The 18,081-nt window shown below is 36.8% G+C and carries 12 protein-coding genes, 1 other RNA gene and 1 pseudogene; 3 read left to right on the top strand and 11 right to left on the bottom strand.

What is annotated here, in order from left to right; all coding sequences use genetic code 11:
• Positions 1 to 17 precede the first annotated feature (17 nt).
• From E4N74_RS11420 to E4N74_RS11400, 5 genes are read right to left on the bottom strand one after another with little or no spacing between them, the layout of a single operon-like run.
• The gene (locus tag E4N74_RS11420) at positions 18 to 905 is read right to left on the bottom strand and encodes a DMT family transporter (protein ID WP_255805333.1); all 888 of its coding nucleotides are present in this window, start codon (positions 903 to 905) and stop codon (positions 18 to 20) included.
• A 30-nt stretch (positions 906 to 935) separates the two neighbouring features.
• On the bottom strand, positions 936 to 1,496 hold the full coding sequence (gene fic / locus E4N74_RS11415; protein ID WP_044978262.1) for a protein adenylyltransferase Fic: 561 nt from the start codon (positions 1,494 to 1,496) through the stop codon (positions 936 to 938).
• Positions 1,486 to 2,505 (bottom strand): virulence RhuM family protein, encoded by a 1,020-nt coding sequence (locus E4N74_RS11410; RefSeq protein ID WP_255817812.1) that lies wholly within the window; start codon positions 2,503 to 2,505, stop codon positions 1,486 to 1,488. The genes fic and E4N74_RS11410 overlap by 11 nt, the downstream gene beginning before the upstream one ends.
• A 13-nt stretch (positions 2,506 to 2,518) precedes the next feature.
• Positions 2,519 to 3,283, bottom strand: a complete 765-nt coding sequence (locus E4N74_RS11405; RefSeq protein ID WP_044978257.1) for an alpha/beta hydrolase family protein — start codon at positions 3,281 to 3,283, stop codon at positions 2,519 to 2,521.
• Positions 3,284 to 3,312: 29 nt separating this feature from the next.
• Entirely contained in the window at positions 3,313 to 5,331 is a 2,019-nt protein-coding gene (locus tag E4N74_RS11400; protein WP_044978256.1) for a helicase, read from the bottom strand.
• 212 nt (positions 5,332 to 5,543) lie between these two features.
• Between E4N74_RS11400 and E4N74_RS11395 the strand changes: the two are divergent.
• A pseudogene (locus tag E4N74_RS11395) lies at positions 5,544 to 7,306 on the top strand (ABC transporter ATP-binding protein).
• Between the two features lie 92 nt (positions 7,307 to 7,398).
• Here E4N74_RS11395 and E4N74_RS11390 read toward each other — a convergent pair.
• From E4N74_RS11390 to E4N74_RS11380, 3 genes are read right to left on the bottom strand one after another with little or no spacing between them, the layout of a single operon-like run.
• Complete coding sequence (locus E4N74_RS11390) at positions 7,399 to 8,541, bottom strand: vWA domain-containing protein (RefSeq protein WP_255817810.1); 1,143 nt, start codon at positions 8,539 to 8,541, stop codon at positions 7,399 to 7,401.
• Positions 8,542 to 8,600: 59 nt separating this feature from the next.
• Positions 8,601 to 10,220: an ATP-binding protein gene (locus E4N74_RS11385; RefSeq protein WP_255817808.1), complete on the bottom strand. Its 1,620-nt coding sequence runs from the start codon at positions 10,218 to 10,220 to the stop codon at positions 8,601 to 8,603.
• A gap of 54 nt (positions 10,221 to 10,274) precedes the next feature.
• A complete protein-coding gene (locus E4N74_RS11380) occupies positions 10,275 to 13,859 on the bottom strand; it encodes a DEAD/DEAH box helicase (RefSeq protein ID WP_255817799.1) in 3,585 nt (1,194 codons plus the stop codon).
• A 201-nt stretch (positions 13,860 to 14,060) separates the two neighbouring features.
• On the opposite strand from E4N74_RS11380, the gene E4N74_RS11375 reads away from it, so the two are divergent.
• Both E4N74_RS11375 and cobO read left to right on the top strand, forming a co-directional pair.
• The gene (locus E4N74_RS11375) at positions 14,061 to 15,347 is read left to right on the top strand and encodes an ArsB/NhaD family transporter (protein ID WP_255817797.1); all 1,287 of its coding nucleotides are present in this window, start codon (positions 14,061 to 14,063) and stop codon (positions 15,345 to 15,347) included.
• 69 nt (positions 15,348 to 15,416) lie between these two features.
• Complete coding sequence (gene cobO / locus E4N74_RS11370; protein WP_002666509.1) at positions 15,417 to 15,932, top strand: cob(I)yrinic acid a,c-diamide adenosyltransferase; 516 nt, start codon at positions 15,417 to 15,419, stop codon at positions 15,930 to 15,932.
• Positions 15,933 to 15,937: 5 nt separating this feature from the next.
• On the opposite strand, the gene ssrA is transcribed toward cobO, so the two are convergent.
• From ssrA to E4N74_RS11355, 3 genes are all read right to left on the bottom strand, one after another.
• Positions 15,938 to 16,288, bottom strand: a transfer-messenger RNA (tmRNA) gene (gene ssrA / locus E4N74_RS11365).
• A gap of 82 nt (positions 16,289 to 16,370) precedes the next feature.
• Positions 16,371 to 17,102 carry an ABC transporter permease gene (locus tag E4N74_RS11360; RefSeq protein WP_255817795.1) on the bottom strand — a complete coding sequence of 244 codons (732 nt, stop codon included), beginning with the start codon at positions 17,100 to 17,102 and terminating at the stop codon, positions 16,371 to 16,373.
• Positions 17,074 to 18,051 carry an ABC transporter substrate-binding protein gene (locus tag E4N74_RS11355; protein WP_255817793.1) on the bottom strand — a complete coding sequence of 326 codons (978 nt, stop codon included), beginning with the start codon at positions 18,049 to 18,051 and terminating at the stop codon, positions 17,074 to 17,076. Before E4N74_RS11355 ends, E4N74_RS11360 begins: the two co-directional genes overlap by 29 nt.
• Between the last annotated feature and the right edge of the window lie 30 nt (positions 18,052 to 18,081).

Raw genomic sequence — 18,081 nt, 5'->3', positions numbered from 1 at the left:
ATTATTCTCCTTCATAATTAATTTAGATTTACATGTGTTTCTGTCTTATCCTCGCGATGCAAAAACATAAAAAGGGCTACTGCAAAAATTATTGCAAACCCCAAAAGGCTCCACCGATCGGGAAGTTCTCCTAAAAAAGCAAATCCGAAAATTGCAGAAAAAACTATTTGTGTATAATCATAGACTGAGATTGAACCTGCCGGAGCATGGGCATAAGCTGCAGTTACACAAAACTGGCCACCTGTACCGAAAACACCTGCAATTAAGAGCATAACAACTTGAAAAAGACTCATCGGATGATAAAAAATAATAAAGACCGGAAACAGCATTAAAATCGAAAAAAATGAAAAGAAAAATACGATGAGAGGCCCCTTTTCACCTTTAAGAGAAAGACAGCGGACGCAAGTATAGGCGGCTCCTGCCATCATTCCTCCGCAAGCCCCTATAAGAGCTGCAATCACATGGCCTGTGTCTGCAAAGGCCGGTTTTATTATAAGAAGGCTTGCCGAAAAAGCCGTAATTACCGCAAGGATTTGATATAGCTTTATTTTTTCCTTTAAAAATAAAAAAGAAAACAGAATGGCAAAAAAAGGTGCCAGTTTTGCAAGAATAGAAGCGTCCGCAAGAAGCATGTGCTCTATCGCATAAAAGTTTCCGACAATCCCCATAGTGCCGAAAATTGCCCTCATAAAAAAGAAGGGCAGGTTTTTTTTATTCAAATGAAATTTTTCCTTTGAATTTATAAGCACGGTAAAGGATACAACAGCCGCTATTAGATTTCTAAAAAAAGCCTTTTGCATTGAGGGCAAACTACCGGCGAGCTTTGCCGACAAATTCATTGATGCAAAGCAAAGCGCCGACAGAATTAAAAACATAATACCTTTTTGTTTAGATGTTAATTTCATTTTTTTAACTCCTAAATAATTTTTATAATCTTACATATCCCCAATATCATACCTGCTCATACCTTCATATTCATAAGACGCCTGTATACCCCTCATATAAATTTCCCTATTTTGAATATCATCGATCAGAGCAGATTCCAATAAAACCTTAATTTCCAGACTGTTTATCGGAGAGCGCTCCATCGCACTTAAATAAGAAAACTTATCGATTTTTGCCCAATCAACACAGCGTCCCAGACGGTGTTTTAAAAAAGCATCCAGCCATATCCTCATACTTCTTCCATTACCTTCTCTAAAAGGATGAGCTACATTCATTTCTACATATTTATCCACAATTTCGTCAAAGGTTTCCGACTTCATCTTATCGATTATTTTAAGGTTTTCAGCCAAAAATAAAATCGGAGCAAAGCGGAAATTCCCCTTTGAAATATTTACCTTTCTAATTTCTCCCGCAAAATCAAAAATATCTTGAAACAGATACCTATGTATTTCCTGCAAGCCCTTAAAGGTTCCAACTTCAATATTGTCAATTAAATTTTTATCCCAGAGTTCGAGAGCCCGCATCTTTGTCAATTTTTCTTCATCTTTCATGGCTCATCTCCTTTGTAAGTTTTTTTAACTCCCGATCAAAGTCCGATTCTATTTTTTGTGTTTTATTGAATATATCATATTCCGATTCGGCTTTTTCTTTTGCCTTAGCATGTGAAATTTTTCCTTTATTTTGAAGAATATCATATCGGCGGAAAGCAAAAAATTCGTTTATACTTTGGGCAAATTCCTGCATGGTAAAGGTATTTTCCCTTTCTATTATGTCTTCGATATAATCAAAATATCCGGTAATAGCCCGTTCAAGTCTTTTTATGGATTTTTCATCAAGATAGTTCTTTGCAATACTGACATCAGATTTTAAAATACGCCCCTTAGGAGAATTCTTCCATGTCATAAGCCCCATATTTTCTTTTTTGCTGTCTGCACTTTCATATACAATTTCCGCAGCGGTTTTTCCGCTTATAGCATAATGGAATTTATTTTGCATCATAGCATAAAAATCTTTTGTAATTTGATCGTCTTTATTATAATCTATGGAACATTCAGCAAAAATATCGGTTATCTGCTGCCATATACGCCTTTCACTTGCACGGATTGAGCGGACACGCTCCAATAACTCTCTAAAATAATCCTTGCCGAAAAGTGTTTTACCCTGTTTTAATCTTTCATCATCAAGGGTAAAACCTTTTATCATATATTCTTTTAAAACTCCTGTCGCCCAAATACGGAATTTAGTTGCTTTTTGTGAATTTACACGGTAGCCGACCGAGATGATTGCATCTAAATTGAAAAATTCAGTATCTCGTTTTATATTCCGATTCCCTTCTTTTTGAACTATTTCCAAAATGGAAATAGTTGAAAAACTGTCCAGCTCTCCCTCATCAAAGATATTTTTTAAATGTTTGGATATGGCTGGAATTCCCACACCAAAAAGTTCAGCCATGGCTTTTTGGGTAAGCCAAATGGTTTCATCTTTTACAACAACATTAACCGATACATTTTCCTCTTTTGAGGTGTACATTAAAAACGAAAGTTCTTTTAGTTCATTCATAGCTCAACCCTCCTCATAGATTTTTATTCAACCATAGAATGGTCTCATCAAGCATTTGAATACTTATATAATGATTCATTCTTTCGACACTCATAAGTCTTAAAAGATCCTTGTTTTTATAAAGCGGAAGGGTTGAATCGTAAAATTGTTTTTGGATTTTATAAGAAACTAGGGAGTCCTTTATTCCGTGTAGTAAGAAAAGAGGACGGTTTAGGAGCTTGCCGATGTTTTGTGCGGGGTCGGCTTTTTTTGTTGCCTCATCAAATTCGATATGGGCTTCATCATATTCTTTTTCGATTTGAAGGATTGCATTTTGCCAATCGCAGGCACCGTTAAAAACGACCGCAGTTTTTACGCTTGGATTATGGGTAAAGATTCCTGCCGTAGTAAAGCCGCCCATAGAATGCCCTAAAACGGCAATCTTGTTTTTATCGGCATTACAATTTTTAACGGCATAATCTTTTAGTGTAGAAAACTCGGCAAGATTTTGCATAATTGTAGGCAAAAAAAATTCGTTTAAAGCTTCATCATAGTCTTCAAACTTATTTCTTTCGCCATGATGGACTGCATCGGGTAAGATTACCTGATAACCCAAAGTAGAAAAAACATAGCCCATCAGCTTTTGCTTATTTTTTTCTGAAGACCAGCCGTGATAATAAAATACGGTAGGAAAAGGCCGAACAAAGCTGCTTGTTTCCGAAGGATAAAAACGCAAGCAAGGTATACCCTCAATTTCTACACGCTCTTCGATTATGTTTTGATTTTTGTATTTACCCATAGATTTGCCCCTTTTATCCTGTCATCCCCTTATTCCGAAAAAATAGAATCTTGAATCAACTTTATTTTTGAAATATGAGCAACGGAAATTTTTAACTTGTCCTTAAGATTTTCACATGTAAGGATAAGAACTGCATCTTTTTCTTGTTTTAAAATTTCTTCAGGAACTCCGCTTATCTTTTCCGTTCCTTTTTCAGTGTTTATCTCTATTTCAAGGAGGTGTTTTCCTAAGATTGCCTGCTCTGCTATTTTTTGTTTTCCTAAAAAATCAAGACCGGAAGCTTCTTTTTTTGTAAATTTAAAAACACCTTCTTTAAGCTGCTCCTCAGTAATTATAGCTTTACGGTTTATGCGGCTGCTTATAGCCTTAACATCTTCCTTTGTTAATTCCAAATCGTTTAGTACCGCATTTAATTGTAATAAAGTTTTTGAGTATTTATTTTTCCTTTCTTTTTGCTGCTTTATCCAATCAAGTTTTTTTGTATAATCTTTTTCTTTTTGAGAAAATAAATTCAAGCTTTGAAAATTTCTTACGGAAGGAGATTGAAGAGGCTTATTTTTATAAAAGATAAATTCCAAACCGCTTTTATAAACGGCCTGCTCAAAATCTTTTAAATCTTGAACATTTAAAAGATAAACTCCCTCCGCTATTTTTTTACGGACAAGTTTTTTTAAAGGAGTATCAAGTTCAAAAAACTTCTCCTTTTCCTTTTTTACACAAACGGCAAAACCGCTGTATAATTCCAATGAAGTAAAATTTTTATACCACTCATTTATTGAAACTCTTATATTTTGAGGTATCTCATGCCCTGCTGCATCCGATAAGATTTTATATATATTTTCAGAAGTTAATTCCGACTGAAAAATTTTGGAACAAGCTTTTTTTGTGATTTCGAATTTTCCTGTCGTTTGAATTAAAACAGGCTCCATACACTCCGCTGCAGGCAGAAGATTTTTTAGATTACTATCGGGTAAGACCGTAACTTCAAATGACGGGTCAATTAAAAGAGGCTTTTGAGGTTCTTCCGCATTTTTAAATAATTCGGGATTCAAGTAAACCAAATTTTTCTCTCTGCATAAAATTCCGAACAGTTCTGCGGTTTCAATAAAGTTTGTATGTAAAATATTCTCGTTTCCAATTTCATTTTGTACTGCCGAAGAAAAATTTTGCATGTATAAAAGAAGAAAAAATTGTTCTACATCTTCTTCTTCATAATATGCATCGGGATAAAAACCATTTAAAAATTCAAAAAGAGTTATAACAAGTTTTTGTAAATTTTCTTTCCTCATTTTGAATAAGGACGCTGCCGTAAAATATACCAAACGTTCAAGTTTGCTTAATTGCGAAAAGGCCTCCCACTTTGATTTTTGAACTGCAAATCCGTTTTCGGTTCTAAAAATAAATCCTAAAGATTCGCATGCCGAAAAAATAGAATAAACGTACTTTGTTTTTTCCGAAAGCCAAGGAAAAATTTCTTTGATTAAATCTTCGTATTTTTTTTTAAAAGAACCGTTATTTTTTAAAACGGCTTCGTTGTGAACACAAAAGGAATAAAGGCCGGCAAGAGCCGTATCGTTTATATTTATTTCTTTCGATTTTACCTGCCCTATTTTTTCCGGCATAAAAAAAAGATTCTTTGATAAAAAGGGCTCTATAATTTTTTTTAAAATAGGATTAATTTTGTATGCTTTATCTCCGTTATTTTTTTGAACTCGATACAAGAGAAGACGTTCTTCCGCATTTAAAAGTTTTCCGGACAATTCGGAATACGATATTTTTTTTGAAAAAAATACAGACAGCATTGCCTGCGTGGGATTGGGAATTTCGTTCACGGCTTTTAAAATCAATATATCGCAAGAATCTAAACTTTCTGCAATTCTTTCTTGTATTGCCGGTTTTTGTAGAAAAGCACTAAGTTGCTCTGCAAGTCTTTGCTTATTAAAGGGGGTTTTAATTTTTCCCAAATACAACTGTATTAAATCAAAAAAAAGATTGTCGGGCAATTTTACAAAATTTTCACGCCATTCGGCAACATCTTTGGGATCCATCTTTTACCTCCTCTTATCTAAAACTTTTTAGCGAAAGAGTATTTTATCACATAAGATGAAAAAATAAAAGTAGGAGAAGGCTAAATCCAGGGCTTACGCATAAAAAAGGACTGGCTAAAAAATTTCCATGGAAATCTTGACCATAAATTGGTATTGTTATAAAATCGTAAATTAAAATCGCGGCAGTTTTATATTTTAAGGAAATATTTTAAATGAAAAAAAATTCAAAACCGTATAAATTTTTTACTCTGGTGCCGGTTAAGTATCTGGTTATGCTTTCCCTTTTAGCCCTTATTTCATCTTTAACTCCGTTTATCAGTTTTTGGGGCTTATCAAAAGTAGTCGATACTGTTTCGAATATAAGCACGGGTGCAAATGTTTTTATTTACATCATAATGATAGGGGCATTTCTTGTTACAAACGATACCTTTGAAGCAATCCGCTGGACGTATTCTACATATTTGGAAGGTAAAATATTTTTAGAACTAAAAGGTAAATTGCTGTCTAAAGTATCCTCTTGGCCTTACATAGATATTTTTGAAAATCCGCAATTTTTAAACCGGTTATCTTTAGCAGACCAATCGATACCGCGTTTTCACGGATTTTTTAATTCGCTTGCAATGCTTGCTTCGGGAATATTGGGTTCCATCCCTTTTTTGTGGATAGGTTTTACGACAAGATGGTGGGTGCCGATTGCTCTTATAGCCGCATTTCTTCCGAGTTTAATTATAAAATGGAATCTTGAAGAAAGACTGTGGGCATTGGAAATTCAAAACGGAGAAGAATACAAAGAAGCTACCGTTCAAGAATCAATTCTTTTAAGTCCCGGTTTTGCAAAAGAAATACGCTTATGGGATTCGGCTTTTTTTATATTGAACCGCTGGAAAAAAACAGAACACATTTATTAAACCAAACATCGGCTTTAAGAAATAAAAGTATGATTTCAACGCTTTTTGCAAATATTTTTGAAGGACTTGCAGATTGTGCAGTTATTGCTTATTTGTATACGCTTCTCATAAATAAAGAATTGAGCACGGGAAATTTCGTATTTGCAATTACAGCCGTAACACAGCTTAGACAAAATGCTTTTACGGTGCTTCTTTTTGGTTTGGATATAAATATTGCATTTAAAAGATTAAAACCCTTTTTTGAAATTCTTAATTCAGAAAATAAAATAAATTTACCGCAAGAAAATTCCTCTCAGGATAAAAGTAAGGCTTATATTTCTTTTAACAATGTATCTTTTTCATATCCCGGCTGCAATGAAAAGGTTTTAGATAATATAAATTTCGATATACAAAAAAAAGAAAAGATAGCTATTGTCGGTGCAAACGGTTCGGGTAAAACGACATTGGTAAAACTTATCAGCGGAATGTATCCTGTTACCGAAGGTTTTTACACATTTAATGGGATGCTTTCAAATAAAATACAGCCTTGCGAATTACGAAAATCATTTGCGGCAGTATATCAGGACTTTGCACGTTTTCCTATGACTTTTGAAGAAAACGTGTGCATATCAAAAAAAGAAGGAACAGAAGATTTAGATAATATTGGTAATGAGCGGTTTAAAAAGCTGTGCGAAAGTTTTCCGATTTCAAATTCTTTATTAATGCCCTCATCTTTATTGACTCGCCAATTTGAAGGAGGGCTTGATTTATCCGGCGGGGAGTGGCAGCGCATTGCACTTATGCGCTGTGTTTGGGCGGATAGAGAGGCTGTGCTGTTGGATGAACCTACGGCAGCTTTAGACCCCGATTCCGAGTATGAAATACTTGAGGCGATGCTTGAACTTATGAAAGAAAAAATGGCGGTAGTTGTTACTCATAGACTTGCCCTCTGCCAAAAGGTTGATAGAATTATCGTAATGGATAAAGGTGAAATTATTGAAACAGGCACACATACCGAGTTGATAAAAAAAGACGGCAGGTATGCTCGAATGTATAAAAAACAGGGAGAATATTATGCGGATATTTAACTAAGGAAAATTTTCTATTCATATGAACGCAGCAATGACTATATTTTGTTACTTTACTTAAAGCCGGATTTAATGCATTACCTTAAAATCTCTTAATATGACAAAGTATGCGGCAATATTATAGGATAAATCTTTACTCCCTTATCTGCAGCAAGTTTATCAACATCTTCTTTTGTTACCTTGCCTCGAGGTCTGGGGTGGGGAGGAGCATCTCCTATAAGAATAAGTTTTTTATCCACATCTGCATCTAAAGCACGCCATGACTGGCGAAGTCCTAAGAAGATACCCTCATATACGGCTTCAGGAATATCCCTTCCTCCGAAAACTCTAAACCCGTATAGGGCCTTTTCAAATTTTTTTAAGTTATCGGTAAAAACACAGGCTTCCCGCACTAAAAAGTCTTCACGGTAATCCTTGTATAAAACCAAAGCTATTCTATAAGTTTGATATTGGGGGAGAATCTCGGCAAGCATTGAGCTGATATTTTTACGCACTTCTTCAATATCATCCTTCATGCTTTCAGTGGAATCCAAAGCAAAGAGTAAATCAAGGTGATTCTTTTCTCCCTTTTTTAAAATTTGTTTTATTGTTGGAAGAATATCCTCAGGCCCCTTTGCATAGATCATTTCTCCTTCGGTTGTATCGGCTAAGTCCGTAAAAGTTTTGACGGCCTCATCACTGTAAGAAATATCCGGAGGCGGATCTTTTTCAATAGGTTTTTGGGTTACCCTCAAGGTAAAAGGATTATCCTGAAAATTTCCCGTATAATCTCCATAAGGCTTTGAAAAAGTACGTATATTAAAAAAGGTTCCGTCTTTTACTTCGACTTCACCGCTTCGAGACCAATCATATCCGTATAAAACTATATAGGGAATCCAAATATGATAGGCCTCCCCCAGAGGCGTATTTTTTTCGGGGGTAGAATCTATAAGGCTATAAAGTTTTTTTTCGGGCAGCAGAAATTCACCGTTTAAAAGTCTTTTTTCATCTCCATTTATTTCATTATAATTAGGATCACGGTAGGCATAGTTATCAAGTTTTAAATCGGGATCCTTTGTCGTCTCGGTTAAAAGGACACTTTTTATATCTGGTTTGGCTTTTATATATAAATGGTAGCCGCCCTTAGGGTTTTGTATAACAAGCAAATCTTCTCTTGAAAGGCTTAAGTCTTCAGCTTCAAGGAAAATAGAAAGAAGGCCGGCAATAATAATCAATAAAAACTTACTTTTTTTCATATATTAATTATCGGATAAAATTATTATTTTGTAAATAGAAATATTTATGCAAAAATATCTTAAAGCTCTTCCGTCTTCCAATCTCCGATAGTCCGCTCCTCTTCATCAAAGCTCGAACCTATAAGGATTATCTTTTTACCCATAGTCTTAAATTGATCTGCATAGCCCTTCTCTTTTATTTGAGCTATCGCATCTTCGGCACTTCCTGCACTCATTAACTTAAACTCAAAGATGTAGATAGAATCCTTTGTTTGCACTATACAGTCAGCCCTGCCCTTTAAACAGTATATTTCAGTCTGCACAAATTGTCCCATTAATTTAAAGATTAAGTAAACGGCAGTCTGATAGTTTTGCTCCCTAAGTTTAAGCTTATCCTTAGGTAAGTTATCATAAGGTACCCCAGCTATTATCGCCTGCATCCTTTCCATAAACTCATCTACCTTTCCCGCCCTTACATCTTCTACAAACTCCCATATCGAAACCCCTGTCTCATCAGGCCTAAGTGAACAATAGGCCGGCAAAAGATTTTCTAAAAAACCATACCTCACCTCATCATTAGGAAAACCTAACCTATATAGATTACCTTCTTCTATGTATTCTTTTATCGTTAAATATCCCGATTGAAAAAGTATCGGCAAAGGATTTTTTGCATCTGCTCTATATAGTTCTATACCTGCTTCATTTAATTCTACATTACCGTCTAAGTTAGGTACATTATAATGAGCATCTTTTAAGTAATTTACTAAAAAAGTCGGTGTTCCCGTGGCAAACCAATAGTTTTTTAATTCTCCCGCATTAAGTGTGCTTAAGATACTAAAAGGATTATAAACGGATTCCCCTAAAACACTGAACTTGTATCCGTCATACCTCTTTTTTAGCTCTTCAATCATTTTATCATAGCTATTCTTGGTGTTACCTGCTAACCTTTCTATTTCAGGCTTAAAGGTGTTTTCTATCTCGTCTTGAGTTAGACCGCAGACTTCGGCATAGTCATTCAGCATACTTATATCTTGCAGATTATTTAAATCGCTGAAGATGCTTACCTTACTGAACTTTGTTACACCGGTCAAAAAGGCAAATCGGATATATTGGTCGCAAGTTTTTATCACAGAATAAAAGGCCTTTAGGGTGTTACGGTATTCTTCGTTTAGTGCTTCATTTACTCCCATAGTCTGTAACAGGGGCTTATCATATTCGTCTACAAGGATGACGGCTTGCTTGCCCGTTTTTTGATAAGCCCTCTGAATTATACCTGCAAAGCGTTGAGCGGGTTCTTTTTCTTGTTTATGCGAACCATATATTTCTTCAAATTGACTTAAGGCAAGGTTTAAATGATTTTTTAAAGAATGAGGTTCATCATATCTGCCTATGTTAAAATCCAAGTAAAAGACAGGATATTCCATCCAAGCATCCGTCTTTTCTATTTCGGCTCTTTTTTCTTCAGCTTTTTCAATATATAAACCCTTAAAAAGCTCCTTTTGGCCTAAAAAGTAGGCTTTGAGCGTCGAAAGAAAGAGGCTTTTGCCGAACCTGCGAGGACGGCTTAAAAAATATACCTTACCTAAGGCGGCCAGCTTAAAGGCATATAGAGTTTTATCTACATATAAAAAATTTTTTCTGCGTAAATCTTCAAAACTTTGTATCCCTATCGGTATTTTTCTTGATAAATCAAAATCCATTTTAAACCTCCTAAAAAATTATATCATAAAAAAAGAGGTTTATCAATGTTTAAATTAACTCTTAAAAAGACCTGCCAACTCTTCATTGGTCAATTTTGAAATCCACGTTTCACCTGCAGAAATGCTCATACCGCTTATTTCCCGTTTTTTTTGAATCATCTCATCAATTTTTTCTTCAAAGGTACCGGAGCAAATAAGGCGGTGAACAAAGACGTTTTTTGTCTGTCCTATTCTAAAGGCCCTGTCCGTAGCCTGATCTTCAACTGCGGGATTATACCAAAGGTCAAAATGGATTACCCTATTAGCTGCCGTCAAGTTAAGTCCCGTACCTCCTGCTTTAAGCGAAATTAAAAAGATGCGGTAAGCGGGATCCGTTTGAAAAACATCTACAGCCTTTTTTCTTTTTGAGGCGGGCATTTGACCGTGAAGTAAAAGAGGTTCGGTTCCCAATTCTTTTTGAATGATGTTTTTTAAAATGTCGAGGGTGCCTACATATTGGCTGAAAATAATTGCCTTTTCTCCCGAAGAAATTATTTCGTTTAAAAGCTCGATGAGTACAGCGGCCTTGCCTGAGTATTTCATTTCGACAGGAGTTTCCTTGTCATAGGCTCTCGGATGATTGCATACCTGTTTTAAGGCCGTTAAAAGTTTTAGAACATAGGCCTGCCTCTCAATCTTAGTTTCGGCTCCCATTACCTTGTGCAATTCCGTTTCTACAAGGTTTTCATAAATTGCCAACTGCTCAGGTGTCAGATTGCAATATTGATTTGTAATTATCTTATCCGGCAAATCCGAGATAACCTTGGGATCGGTCTTTAGACGGCGGAGCAAAAAGGGTGAAGTAATTTTTTTTAGATCATCCGCTTCGGTTTCCGAATTATGAAGCTCAATCGGAATACGCCATTTTTTTCTAAACTCGTCGGCTGTGCCTAAATAGCCGGGAAGAAAAAAGTCGAATATGGAACGCATGTCTTCAAGGTTGTTTTCGACCGGGGTGCCTGTAAGAGCAATTCTACCCCTCGCCTGAATTGCCTTTACCGCATGAGCCTTTTTTGTTCCGGAATTTTTTATAGCCTGAGCTTCATCTAAAATAATGCAAAAAACTTTTTTGTCTTTTAATTTTTCTATATCTTTTTGCATAGTTTGATATGTGCTTATAATTACATCGGCTTCGATATTGAACTTACGCCCTGCCCCATGATAAACGGCGGTTTTAAGAGAAGGAGCGAATTTTGCTATTTCGTGTTCCCAGTTTGAAAGAAGGCTTGCAGGGGCTATAACCAAAAAAGGTGATTCCGCTTCTTTTGAATTTTTAAAGCTAAGCATTAGACTTATAATCTGTACGGTTTTTCCCAAGCCCATGTCGTCGGCCAAAAGACAGCCGAAGCCGCTTTTGATGTTTGCATAAAGCCAGCGGTAGCCCTGTTCTTGATAAGGCCTTAATTCCGCATTTAGATTTTGAGGAATGGGAACCTCTTCTTGCCTGAAAATATTCTTGATAATTTCTGAGGCGGGTTTGGAACAAACTGCGTTTCGCGAAAGAACCGCTTGTAAGACCTCCTTTGTATCTGCCGGTTTTTCAAGGACCTTTAACATCTTGGCAACTTCTTCGGGATCAAGTAAAAGAAATTGATCGTTAAATTTTACCAAGCCCGATTTATTTAAAAAGAGCTTTTTAAATTCGTCTATATCTATTAGGGTGTCTCCCAACATTAGGGCTCGGTCATAAGAAAGAACATCATCAAGGTTTAAAAATGAAACTACGTTTCCGGCTCCCTTTACGGATTTTACGCTTATGACAGGTTTGGGAGTCAAAACGTTTTTTAGGCTTTTAGGTAAAACTATATCGATGCCGAAACGCTGTAAAAGCTTTGCCGACTTTTGTAAAAAAAGCCCCGTTTCTTCCCGCGAAAGCATCACATTTTTTTTAATTGCAAGAATCGAAAGAGCCGGTAAGTAAGCCGAAAGGGTTGCAGGAAAGCGTAAAATATCGTCAGGGTTTTTACTCCTCTTTGCTGCAATATTCAATTCGGCAAATGGGGCCTCTGCTTCAAGAGCGAAGGAGTCATCGCCTGCCTCTATTTGCTTTTCTTTAGCCTTGCGGACAAGGGCGGAAAGCAAAAAGAATTCGTCGTCTTTTAAGGCATCCAAAGTTAAACGGTATTCATATCCGCAATTACTGTAATTTAAAACCGAAAGCCAAGAATAGATTACTGTATCCAAATTCCGCTTGCCGGGAATACTTATATCGATTTCTTCGTTTAAAAAAAAGAGGTTATCTATTTCTTTGTCTTTAGTATAGGACTTGTCGGGGAAAAATTTTAAGGATACAGCATATTCGGTTAAAAGGGCTGTAAGTAAAAGTTCTGCACAATAGAGCCTTCCCCATTTTTCAACCGGAACAAAAAACTCCTTTGTTAGGGAGGCTGCAAATTTAAGAATGTCGGCCTTTATTTCCGAAGATGCCGAAAGGCTTTTCCAGAAGATAAAAAGTCTTTTGTTTTCGGTAAAGACGGCTGGTATAAAGGCTGAACTTTGAATCAGTTTTCCTGCAAGGGCAAATAAAGAAAAAAGAATTTTGACCGAAGGACTCATCTCATTTTGATTGCTTCTTGTTTTATAAAAACTTTGAGCTTGTAAAAGAGTTTGATTTATTTCGCTGGTTTCGCCTAGTTTTATACTTACCGTTAAAGGGCTTTTAGGTTCAAGGGGAAAGGTTCTTTTTTGTTTTCGGATATTGTCGATGTTTATTTTTACCCTTGCAAACAAAAAAGGGTTTACCGATTTTTCCTCCTGTTTTTCGTTTTGCTTTTCTTGCCGGTAAAAATTAAGCCCGTAATTTAAAACAGCCTTGTGATAAAATTCCGTCAGCTTTATTATAAAATCGCTTGATGTAAAATTAGGTTCAGGAGGAAGAATGTTTGTTATCAGTGGAAGATAGGATTCTCCAAGGGAGAATTTTAAAGGGCTCTGTAATTCACAAGGATTATGAGCGGCCTCATTGACAGATAAGCCTAAAGATAAGTCTGCTGCCTCATTTAAAGTTTCATCCTTGCGTAGACTTAACGGAATAGGATGCTCGTGGAGAAGTCCGAGTTTTTGTGTTCTTCCTTTTTCGAAGACTGCGGTTTCCGGTACATTTATTGAATCAATGTCAAATCCTGCAAGTTTAAACAAAAGGCGAGGGTCATGGTCTATTTCTTTGGCAAGTAAAAAGAGAACGGCCGCCATGTGTTTGCAAGGGTCTCCCGAATCGGGGCACGTGCAATCCCTTTCAATTAAATTCCAGCGGGCAGGAATAAGCCTCACCTTTTTTTTCTTTAAGGCTTCGATTAGGGCAGGGCTCATAATTCCGGCTCTAAGGCCTGCCAGTTCAATCGGATGTTTTTCTAAAATTGACCGGATTGCATCTTCATTTGTTTTTGAAAGAGACGGAAACTTAAAATACACATGGTACCAAGGAGAATAGTTTCCCTTAACTTTTGCCCCCGCCGTTTGCCCGCTTATCACAAGAGAATTTACCTTACCTGTGTTTGCGTAAGTTTTCCCCCTAGATAATCTGCCTGAATCATCGTAGGCTTTTAGCATCTCCAAAAACCATGCACCCCAAGGTGTCGTCCCGTAACTTTGCCGTGCCATACTGAGGAGTATAGCAGAAAAAAACAGGATTTACAATTCGTTTTATAAATCCTGTTTTAGAAAGAAGTCTTATTCTCCAGCTTTCGGATCCGGACCGAAATCATTATCTCCTTTTGTTCCTTCAGTTGCCATTAAAACAATCATCCATATGTTGACAAATTTTCTCATTTAGTGTAAAAATTTACGTTTTAGGAGATTACCATGGTTATAGATCCTCTCATTTTAGCGGCCGTTTTATTCGGACTGACCTATGTTTTAATGATTGCCCTGACAAACCACAGACCTATAGTTGCCTGTTCATCAGCCCTAATTTTCATAATTTTAGGAATATTGCCTTATAATGAAGTCTTTTTTGCCATTGACTGGAATGTTATTTTAATGATAGCTGGAACAATGGGCTTGGTCGCCCTCTTTACCGAATCTAAAATGCCCCAACGCATTGCAGATAAGATTATAAACAATGTACCCGATGTAAAATGGATTATAGTATGCCTATCCCTCTTTGCCGGTTTTATTTCGGCCTTTATGGATAATGTTGCCACAGTTCTAATGCTGGCACCCATTGCAGTTGTCTTATCAAAAAAGCTCAACATGTCGCCGGTTAAATCCATAATTGCTATTTCGATTTCAGCCAACCTTCAAGGAGCGGCTACCTTGGTGGGCGACACAACCTCAATTCTTTTGGGAAGTCATTTGAATATGAGCTTTTTCGACTTTTTCTGGTACTTGGGAAAACCCTCTCTTTTCTTTACTGTTGAAATCTCAGCAGTTGCAGCTACAGGGATTATCTATTTTATTTTTCGCAAAGCAAATGAAAAACCGGACAAGGTTGAACTTACCAAAGTCACCGATTACTTTCCGTCAATCTTACTTATTGTAATGGTAATACTTATGATAGGCGCCTCATTTTTACCGGAAGACAAAAAACCTCAAACAATAAACGGGCTAATTTGTACAGGCCTTATGATTGTAGGAATTCTTTACAACATCATAAAAACAAGAAAACTTGATATTTTAAAGGTGGTAAAAAAAGAACTCAGTTTTGAAACCCTCTTTTTACTGATGGGGCTTTTTACGGTTATTGCAGCAGTTACAAGGGCAGGAGTTATACAGGCTATAGCAGACTGGTTTTTAACCCTCGGCTCAAATGTATTTTTAATTTATACAATAATAGTTTGGGGTTCGGTTTTAATTTCGGCATTTGTAGATAATATTCCATATGTTGCAGCAATGATTCCTATCATACAAATACTTTCAGAAGGGCTTAATATAACTTCGCCTATTTTGTTTTTTGGACTTCTTTCAGGTGCAACGCTTGGCGGAAACATCACGCCCATCGGAGCTTCTGCAAATATTACCTCTCTCGGTATTTTAAGGAATGAAGGCTATCAGGTAAAAAACAGTGAATTTATGAAGATGAGCGTTCCTTACACCCTTATTGCGGTTATAATAGGTTATATTCTTATTTGGCTTTGTTATGGCGTGTAATTGTATCTTTAACAAAAAACCGATATAATAAAGATATAGCGAATTTGCTTAATTTTTCTGGAGGGAAATATGAAAAAAGGTTATGTTCAAGTTTATACCGGAGACGGTAAAGGAAAAACGACAGCGGCCTTTGGGCTTGCTCTTAGAGCCGTTTGTGCCGGATACAAGGTTTATATAGGCCAATTCTTAAAGGGAATGAATTACAGCGAGCTAAAAGCTCCCGAGTACCTGCCCAATCTTACAATAGAACAATATGGAGAAGCCCACTTTGTTCATAATGATCCTACGGAAAAGGATATTCAAAGAGCAAATGAAGGCTTGGATAAGATTGAAAAGATAATTATGTCGGGCGAGTACGATGTTGTAATTATGGAAGAAGTCAATGTTGCCCTTTTATACGGCCTTTTTGATATTGAACGCATCCTGCATATTATCAAAAACAAGCCTGAATCCGTAGAACTCGTCCTAACCGGCCGTTACGCAAATAAAAAAATAATTGAAGCGGCCGACCTTGTAACCGAAATGAAGATGATAAAACACTATTTTAATGACGGTGTACAGGCAAGGCGGGGTATAGAATCTTAAAAAGCTGATGGAGATGGGGGGAATTGAACCCCCGTCCCGAAAAGGGAATCAGAAGCGTCTACAGGCTTATCGGTGCGAGGTAGTTGTCGGGATCCGGTAGCAGCACCGAAAGCGTCGAATCCTTAGTGTAAAAAAAGTCCCCTTTAGCGTTTACACACCGCTAAAAAGCAAGCCCCGATTGGCGTCGGAATCATGCCCCGCTCGGAGCAGTGCAAAGCAGATTCCGCGATTATGCAGCTAAGGCGTAATCGAAACTGTCGTTATTTTCGGCAGTTATAGTGTTTGCCGAATCAGGAGATCGGCACTCCGCCTGCAGCTTAAGCCTCCGTCTTTCCGGTCGAAACCGGAACATCCCCAAGCTGTAAATAGATTACTATACTTATATTAAATTTATATGAAAAAGTCAAGAATACAGAAAACTAAAATCGAAAAATTATACTATAAAATCCTTTTTACTCCCTTTTGTAAGAGGGAGGCAAGTAAGACGGCTATTCCCGTCCATGCAAAGATAGAGGCGGTTTCAATCTGAATCTTAGCCGTTTGAAAAGCAGAGCCTATGCCGTATTTCGGCTGACTCAAGACCTCGGCCATTATAACAACCTTTACGGCAAAGCCAGTACTTAAAATGTACCCGTTTTTTAAAAAAGGTCTTATGCAGGGAAGGTATAAACTTTTTAATCTTCTACCGAAAGGGACATTAAAATCGTAAGACATTTCTATCAGACCTTTATCTATGTTTTTTACTCCGTCTACAATATTTCTATACAGAAGAGGAAGAACAATCAAGCTTGTTACAAAGATGGGAGTCATATTCGATTTAAACCAAATTAAGGCTAAAAGCAAAACGGATATTGTAGGGCTGGATTTTAAAATATTTTCGGGAGCCGATAAAAAATCTTCAACATTTTTATTTAAACCGGAAGCTATACCTAAAAGAAAGGCAATAAAGGAATCTATAGCCAATGTTATAAAAATCCTGATAAGACTGCTTAAAATAAAAACATAAGTTTCCGGAGTTTTTATAATAACAAAAAGAGCTGATAATATTTCTTTTATAGGGGGAATAATAAGCGGAGCTTTTAGGCCTTGGACAAATATTTCCCAAAGGATAAGGCAAAAAAAAGCCCCGCCTATTTTAAACTTATTTTGCTTTATAGTAGAAAGCATCATCAGGCAAACTTCCGCCTATAAATTTAGGATCGGCTTCAGCCAAAACCTTCAAATAAGCTTCTACAGCAGGTCTTGCTTTTCCGGCCTCAACAAAAACTATGTTCAGCTTAGGAATAGCCTTGGATAAAATGGGCGGCGGAGGCAATGCAGCAATTTTGGAAGCGTACTCGGCAGCCTTTTGAGGATTTTCCTTTACCCATTCGGAAGACTCTTTAGCCTTATCTAAAAAAGCACTTACATATTCGGGATATTTTTGTAAAAATTCGGCGTTTACAATTAAAGAAGCTTGAGGATAAGATGCTCCTTCAAAGGCTTTTTTCCATTCTTCCTGAATATCAACAACAATCTTAGTATTGGGCCTTTTTGTCATAATCATGCTGAGAGAAGGTTCTGCAGCAAGGGCATACTTCGCTTTCCCGCTTATAAAAGCAGAGGGAATATCCCCGGCAGCACTTAAATACTCAAAACTCACATCCTTATCAGGATCAATACCGTTCTTCTTAAGCACTTCGCGGGCTGTCAAATCGGGGGTATTATTTCTTCCAAAAGAATAAATAGTTTTGCCCTTTAAGTCCGCTATCGAAGAAACAGGCTCCGAACTTATAAAATAAAGATTTCCCCAAACAATGGGAGCCAACAATTTTATATTTTTCTGTTTGGAATATAAAACCGATGCAAGATTGGTAGGCACGGCTGCAATATCGGCCTCCCCGGATAAAATCCTCGCTTGTAAAAGCTCCGGACCTGAAACAACTTCATATTCCGTTTCAGAATTATCAAACTGTGTTTTTTCATACACAAGTTTTGAAAGAGCTGCAGCAGGAGCTCCTACGGGTAATACAACCTTAACTTTAAAGCTGTCATTTGCGGATTTTTCCTTGGTCCCGCCTGCAAATAGTAAGCTAAGACCAACAAATAAGAAAAAGAAACTCGAATATATTTTTTTCATACTTTCCTCCAATGCCGATTTTCCGGCCCG

It is taken from the genome of Treponema putidum, assembly GCF_024401155.1.
Lineage (GTDB): Bacteria > Spirochaetota > Spirochaetia > Treponematales > Treponemataceae > Treponema_B > Treponema_B putidum.
Note: the sequence above shows the minus strand (reverse complement) of the source record. Positions and strands in the feature narration are given on the sequence as shown.